The organism is Pseudomonadota bacterium (assembly GCA_039815145.1).
GTDB lineage: Bacteria > Pseudomonadota > Gammaproteobacteria > Steroidobacterales > JBCBZW01 > JBCBZW01.
In genome coordinates this window covers 1-6,497 of sequence record JBCBZW010000202.1, presented here as the reverse complement: position 1 = coordinate 6,497, position 6,497 = coordinate 1, and the positions used below count along the sequence as shown (strand labels likewise).

Annotated in this window: 7 protein-coding genes; 2 read left to right on the top strand and 5 right to left on the bottom strand. The window is 69.4% G+C overall.

From position 1 onward, the window contains the following. Positions 1-1,352, top strand: a 1,352-nt coding sequence (locus AAF184_24130) for a malate synthase G (protein MEO0425444.1), incomplete at its 5' end; no start/stop codon positions are given. Here the strand turns inward: AAF184_24130 and AAF184_24125 are convergent. Beyond that, complete coding sequence (locus AAF184_24125) at positions 1,327-1,602, bottom strand: hypothetical protein (protein ID MEO0425443.1); 276 nt, start codon at positions 1,600-1,602, stop codon at positions 1,327-1,329. The genes AAF184_24130 and AAF184_24125 overlap by 26 nt on opposite strands. Before the next feature lie 71 nt (positions 1,603-1,673). Here AAF184_24125 and AAF184_24120 point away from each other — a divergent pair, with 71 nt between their 5' ends. Then, entirely contained in the window at positions 1,674-2,102 is a 429-nt protein-coding gene (locus AAF184_24120; protein ID MEO0425442.1) for an ACT domain-containing protein, read from the top strand. Here the strand turns inward: AAF184_24120 and AAF184_24115 are convergent. The 4 genes from AAF184_24115 to AAF184_24100 form a co-directional block, all read right to left on the bottom strand. Continuing rightward, the gene (locus AAF184_24115) at positions 2,082-3,308 is read right to left on the bottom strand and encodes a glycosyltransferase (GenBank protein ID MEO0425441.1); all 1,227 of its coding nucleotides are present in this window, start codon (positions 3,306-3,308) and stop codon (positions 2,082-2,084) included. The genes AAF184_24120 and AAF184_24115 overlap by 21 nt on opposite strands. A 16-nt stretch (positions 3,309-3,324) precedes the next feature. After that, complete coding sequence (locus AAF184_24110; protein ID MEO0425440.1) at positions 3,325-4,290, bottom strand: GDP-L-fucose synthase; 966 nt, start codon at positions 4,288-4,290, stop codon at positions 3,325-3,327. Positions 4,291-4,299: 9 nt separating this feature from the next. Then, the gene (gmd, locus tag AAF184_24105) at positions 4,300-5,391 is read right to left on the bottom strand and encodes a GDP-mannose 4,6-dehydratase (GenBank protein ID MEO0425439.1); all 1,092 of its coding nucleotides are present in this window, start codon (positions 5,389-5,391) and stop codon (positions 4,300-4,302) included. 93 nt (positions 5,392-5,484) lie between these two features. Then, positions 5,485-6,351 carry a sulfite exporter TauE/SafE family protein gene (locus AAF184_24100; GenBank protein MEO0425438.1) on the bottom strand — a complete coding sequence of 289 codons (867 nt, stop codon included), beginning with the start codon at positions 6,349-6,351 and terminating at the stop codon, positions 5,485-5,487. Between the last annotated feature and the right edge of the window lie 146 nt (positions 6,352-6,497).

The window sequence follows — 6,497 nt, the reverse complement described above, 5'->3', positions numbered from 1 at the left end:
TGGATGCTGAGGACAAGGTGCACGCCTACCGCCATTGGCTGGGCCTGATGCGCGGTGACCTCACGGCCACGGTGCGCAAGGGCGGCGAGACCTACGAGCGACGCCTGGCCGCGCCGCGCCACTACCGCGACGGCGAGGGCAAGGCCTTGAGCCTGTCCGGTCGCGCCCTGCTTCTCGTGCGCAACGTGGGTCATCTCATGCTGGACGATTCCGTCCTCGACGCCGATGGCGAACCCACTCCGGAGGGCCTGCTGGATGCGCTGGTCACGGCCCTGATCGGCCTCCACGACCTACGCCGAAGCGCGGGCGATCAGGCCGAGCGCAACAGCCGCGCCGGTAGCATCTACCTGGTGAAGCCGAAGATGCACGGCCCGCAGGAGGTCGCCTTCGCCAACACGCTCTTCGATCGTGTGGAGGACGTGCTCGGCCTCGCCCGCTACACGCTGAAGATGGGCATCATGGACGAGGAGCGTCGCACCTCGGCCAACCTCGCGGCCTGCCTCTACGAGGCCCGCCATCGCCTGTTCTTCATCAACACGGGCTTCTTGGATCGCACGGGCGATGAGATCCACACCTGCATGGAGGCCGGCCCCGTGGTGGGCAAGGCTGCGATGAAGCACGAGCCCTGGATCAGCGCCTACGAGGATTCCAACGTGGACGTGGGCCTCGCTTGCGGCTTGCCGGGCCGGGCCCAGATCGGCAAGGGCATGTGGGCCATGCCCGACCTCCTGGCGCAGATGCTGGAGGAGAAGATCGGTCACCTGGAGGCGGGCGCCAGCACGGCCTGGGTGCCCTCGCCGACGGCAGCGACCTTGCACACGCTGCATTACCACCGCGTCGACGCGCGGGCGCGCCAGGCGCAGCTCGCCGAGCGCCAGCCGGCGTCCCTCGAGCGCCTGCTCACCCTGCCGCTCGCCGATCCTTCGCTGTGGAGCGACGCCCAGCGCCGGCGCGAACTCGACGACAACGTGCAGAGCATCCTCGGCTACGTCGTGCGTTGGGTGCACCAGGGCATCGGTTGCTCGAAGGTGCCTGATATCGACGACGTCGGGCGCATGGAAGACCGCGCCACCCTGCGCATCGCCAGCCAGCTGCTCGCGAACTGGCTACGCCACGGCGTGCTGAGCGAGGCCGAGGTGCGCGACAGCCTCGAGCGCATGGCGGCTGTGGTGGACAGGCAGAACGCCGACGACGCCACCTACGTGCCCATGGGGCCCGACCCCGCCGAGAGCGAGGCCTTTCAGGCGGCCCGTGACCTGATTCTGGACGGGCGGGCGCAACCTAACGGCTACACCGAACCGCTCCTGCACGCCCATCGGCGCGCCTTCAAGCGGCGGGTCCGCCGCGGCTAGTCCGATGGCGCTGCCAAAGGGTGCGCGTGACGCCGATCAGGCTGATCGTGAGCCAGCAGATCTCGATCACGAAGGATGAGAGGTTGAAGGTGTTGGCGAGGGAGACGAGGATGAGCACGGCGCCCACGGCATTGAGGCTGCCGTAGGTCACCGACGTCGCGCCGAGGCGCCCGAGCTGCACCAGGGCGTAGGTGAGCAGCACGAGGACCACGCCTACGTTGCCCACCAAGTCGAACCACGTGTAGGTCACCAGCTCATCCGCCTTTCATCGCTATAATCCGAACCCAGTCCTGCCCTGCCGCCGAGGAGTCCGTACTCGCCATGTCACCCACCGACTTTACCGATCGCGGTGAGAACAGTCTCTCCGTCATCCTGCAGAGCCTCGACCCCGCCCTGCGCCACGGCGAGTACGTCTTCTGCACCTTTCCCGACGCGAGCTATGGTGACCACGCGGACATGGAACCCATCGCCTCCTGCTGGGAGCGCGAGGGCCTGACCCTCGTGGTGCCGCGCGACGCGGCCGACGCGAAGGAGATTCGCTACGCGAGCACCTACCGGGCCGTGAGCTTCGGGGTGCACTCGAGCCTCGATTCGGTGGGCCTCACGGCGGTGGTGACCCAGCGCCTGGCGGCCAAGGGCATCAGCGTGAACGTGATCGCGGGCTACTTCCACGATCACCTCTTCGTGCCCACGCAGAGCGCCGACGCCGCCCTCGCCGCGCTCCACGAGCTAAGCGCCACGGGCGCCTAGGGCGAGCTTGGCCAGGAGGCCCTGCACGCGGAAGTGCCGGTCCACGTAGGGGGCGAGGCGGGTGCGCCGTGTGCCCCGCGGTTCCTCGGTGAGCTGATCCAGGTAAATCTTCAGGGCAGCGGCGATCGCGGCCGCCTCTTCGCCGGCGATCGAGGTGCCGGCCTCGGCCTCGCGCAGCACTTGTGCCACTTCGCTGTCGCCATCGCACAGGGCGAACACCGGCACGCCGGCAGCGATGAGATTCGGTAGCTTCGAGGGGAACGCGCCCGCGCCCGTGCCCGGTGCCTGGGGCAGCACCTGCAGGGTCGAGCGCGCGTAGAGTTCGGCCAGCTGCGCCTCCGGTACCAAGGGGTGGAAGCGCAGGCGCGGGTGCCGGTCGTGCTCGATGCGCAGGGCCTCGAAGGTCGGGCCCGCGCTGAAGATGTGGCACACGAGGTCCGGGGCCGCGGCGCTCAGGTGGGCGAAGACGGAGGCGAGGAGGGCAGGCATCTGTTTCTCGCCCAGCGCCCCGGAATACACCACGTGCCGCTGCGAGGCGGGCATCTCCTGCGCCAGGGCCTGCGCCGGCGGCGGCAGCTCGCCCAGGGTCTCGAAGGGGTAGGCCACGTCGATGCGCTCGCGGGGCACGCCGTAGCGCTCGACGAGGGCCTCGCGCATCGCGCCCGACAGGGCGATGAGCCGATCGCAACGGCGCAGCACCGCGCGTTCGACACGGCCGATCAACCCGGCCACGCCACGCCGCCAGCCGCCGCCCGCGGAGGTGGCCATGATGCCGTAGAGGTCGTGCACCACGCCGATCACACGGCCTTGGCGGGCCCGCGGCAGCAGCAATAGCGGCAGGGCGAAGAGCACGGGCGGCAGCACGAGCAGGACGTGCTGCCCCTGGTGGCGTCGTGCGCGCAGCCGCCGCGCCACGTGCCAGGCGTACCAGAGCTCCAGCACCAGGCGTCGCGGCACGTTCGAGGTGGGGTAGCGCACGCGCGCACCGCCCCGTTCGATGGTCATGCCCGCCTCTTCGGCGTTGCTCTCGGTGGCCACCCAATCGGGGTAGAGGGGGTGGGAGCAGATGACGCGCACGCGGTGACCCGCTGCCACCAGGCCGCGGGCGAGGTGGGCGTTGTACCTGCCGGTGGAGATCGGTTCGGGGGCGAAGAAGGGCGATAGGAGGAGCACGTCCTCCTCGCCTGCGATGTCCGGATCGCTCATGGGCGGGACCGCCGCGTCAGTCGCGGAAGTCTGACTGGTGCTCGCAGAACCAGGCGTAGGTGCTGCGCACGCCCTCGCGCAGGGAGATTTTCGCGCGCCAGCCGAGCGTGTGCAGGCGGCTCACGTCGAGGAGCTTGCGCGGCGTGCCGTCGGGCTTGCTCGTGTCGTAGACGATATCCCCCTCAAAGCCCACCACCTCGCCCACGAGGGCGGCCAGTTCGCCGATCGAGACGTCCTCGCCCACGCCCACGTTCACCAGCTCCTCGCCGTTGTACTGCTGCATGAGGTGCACGCAGGCGTCGGCCAGGTCGTCCACGTGCAGGAACTCGCGGCGCGGCGTGCCCGTGCCCCACACGGTCACGGTCGGCTCGCCCGCTTCGCGCGCCTGGTGGAACTTGCGGATGAGCGCTGGCAGCACGTGGGAGTTGGCGAGGTTGAAGTTGTCGCCGGGGCCGTAGAGGTTGGTCGGCATCAGGGAGATGGCGTTGAAGCCGTGCTGGCGACGGTAGGCCTGGCACATCTTGATGCCTGCGATCTTGGCGATGGCGTACCACTCGTTGGTCGGCTCCAGCTCGCCGGTGAGCAGGTACTCCTCCTTCATCGGCTGCGGTGCGTACTTGGGGTAGATGCACGAGGAGCCGAGGAAGAGCAGCTTGGCGGCGCCGTGGCGGTGGGCAGCGTCGATCACGTTGTTCTGGATCACGAGATTGTCGCGTATGAAGTCGGCCGGGTAGGTGTTGTTGGCGTGGATGCCGCCCACGCGCGCCGCCGCGAGGATCACGAACTCCGGCTGTTCGCCGGCGAAGAAGAGGTCCACGGCGCGCTGGTCCGTGAGGTCTAGCTCCGCGCGGGTGCGGGTGATCAGGGCCTCGCAGCCCGCTTGCTCGAGGCGCCGAACGATGGCGCCGCCCACGAGGCCGCGGTGGCCTGCGACGAAGATGCGCGAGGTGGCGGTGGCGGGAGCCGGGGGAGTGGTGGCCATGGCGTTGGGTTACTCGCGAAAGTCGAGGGGGCGGTAGCCGTGGTGCTTGATCAGCTCGTCGCGCTCGGCGCGTTCGAGGTCTGAAGCCACCATCTCCTCCACCAGCTCGGCGAAGGAGCAGCGCGGCGCCCACCCAAGCTTTTCCTTAGCTTTGGTGGGATCGCCGAGGAGGGTCTCGACCTCCGTGGGGCGGAAGTAGCGGGGGTCGACGGCGACGATGGGTTTACCCGTCGCCGTGTCGATGCCGCGCTCGTCGAGGCCCTCGCCCTCCCAGGCGATGGTGAGCCCCAGGTGGCTGGCGGCACGCTCGACGAACTCGCGCACGGAGTATTGATGACCCGTAGCGATGACGAAGTCCTCAGCCTGCTCCTGCTGCAGCATCAGCCACTGCATCTCGACGTAATCGCGGGCGTGGCCCCAGTCGCGCTTGGCATCGAGATTCCCTAGGTGAAGCTGGTCCTGGAGGCCGAGCTTGATGCGGGCCAGGGCGCGGGTGATCTTGCGGGTGACGAAGGTCTCGCCGCGGATCGGCGACTCGTGGTTGAAGAGGATGCCGTTGCACGCATAGAGCCCGTAGGCCTCGCGGTAGTTCACGGTGATCCAATAGGCGTAGAGCTTGGCCACGGCGTAGGGCGAGCGGGGGTAGAAGGGCGTGGTCTCGGTCTGGGGGGTCTCCTGCACCTTGCCGAAGAGCTCGGAGGTGGAGGCCTGGTAGAAGCGGGTCTTCTCCGCCAGCCCTAAGATGCGGATGCCTTCGAGGATGCGCAGGGGGCCGATGGCGTCGGCATTGGCGGTGTACTCGGGCGTCTCGAAGGACACGGCCACGTGGCTCTGGGCCGCCAGGTTGTAGATCTCATCGGGCTGCACCTGCTGCATCACGCGGATGAGGTTGGTGGAGTCCGTGAGGTCGCCGTAGTGGAGGATGAAGCGGCGATCGGATTCGTGGGGGTCCTGATAGAGGTGGTCCACCCGTTCGGTGTTGAAGGACGAGGCGCGGCGTTTCACGCCGTGCACTTCGTAGCCTTTCTCCAGCAGAAACTCGGCCAGGTAGGCGCCGTCCTGTCCGGTGACGCCGGTGATCAGCGCCCGCTTGTTCGTCATCTGCCACCCGTCCCGCAAGGCCTATCAGGGCGCGTATTGTGCCGCGGCGGCCCCATCGGCACCAATGCACTGCAGCGCAGCCGTGACGCGGACTCAGCGCTGGGCGGTCGTCCGCGGGGGATGGCACATGGGGCCGGCGAGCGGAGACCCGCCTGGCCAGCCCACCGGGGGGTGGGGCAGGGCGGCCTCGGGTGTGGCGGCGACATGGCCTGCGCTGCGCGCCAGGAGCGGCGCGGAGGTGCTCGCCAGCACGGCGCTGCCCAGCATCACCATGACCCAGCCGGTGGCCGTGGCCATGGGGCCCGCCTTGCGCAGGCGTGTGGCCAGGCCCCCGGCGACGCCCACGCCGAGCATGGCGGGGAGGGTGCCGATGCCGAAGGCCAGCATGAGCACGGCGCCGCTGCTCGCCTTCGCGGTGGCGGCGGCTACGAGGAGCATCGAGTAGGACTGACCGCAGGGCAGCCAGCCCCAGAGCAGGCCGAGGCCGGCGTGGTGCGGCAAGGGCGATCCGCCCGTGCTGCTCGAGCCGGCTTCGAGTCGTTGCAGGAGGTTCGGGGCCACGCGTCGCACGAGTTCCAGGGCCGCGCGCTCCGGCCAGCTTAGCCAGCGCCAGCGCAGCATCAGGCGTAGCCCCACCAGAATCAACAGGATAGCGCTCACGGCGCGCAGTGCGAGGCCCGCCGGCATGCCGGCGGCCACCAGGTGGGTCAGCTGGTCGGCGGAGTAGCCAAGGCCGGCGCCTAGGGTGCCCGCGAGGGCGCCGGCGACGACGTAGCTGGCGATGCGGCCGGCGTTGTAGGCGATGCGCGGGGCCAAGGTGTGGCGCCAGCTAGGGCAGCCGCCGCAGCGCTCGCGCGGGGCGAGGCGGGGGCCTGCGGCGATGGCGCCGCACATCGTCAGGCAATGGCCCGCGCCTAGCAGGCCCGCCAGAATCGCCGCGACCACGCCAAACTCCATCATCCGCGACGCCCTCGGGGGGGTAGCGTCGGGCGATTCGTTCGGCGGGGCGGCGGGGACATGGCGGGAGCGCTAGGCGAGGGGTTGAGGGCAGCGTAGCAACGATCGCCGTGGCGAAGATCTGTGGAAGATACCTACGCGAATACGCT

What these genes read in the sequence shown, in the direction of transcription:
- gmd (MEO0425439.1), bottom strand. Translation starts at nt 5,391, where the DNA reads ATGACGAACAAGCGGGCGCTGATCACCGGCGTCACCGGACAGGACGGC.
- AAF184_24120 (MEO0425442.1), top strand. Translation starts at nt 1,674, where the DNA reads ATGTCACCCACCGACTTTACCGATCGCGGTGAGAACAGTCTCTCCGTC.
- AAF184_24100 (MEO0425438.1), bottom strand. Translation starts at nt 6,351, where the DNA reads ATGATGGAGTTTGGCGTGGTCGCGGCGATTCTGGCGGGCCTGCTAGGC.
- AAF184_24110 (MEO0425440.1), bottom strand. Translation starts at nt 4,290, where the DNA reads ATGGCCACCACTCCCCCGGCTCCCGCCACCGCCACCTCGCGCATCTTC.
- AAF184_24115 (MEO0425441.1), bottom strand. Translation starts at nt 3,308, where the DNA reads ATGAGCGATCCGGACATCGCAGGCGAGGAGGACGTGCTCCTCCTATCG.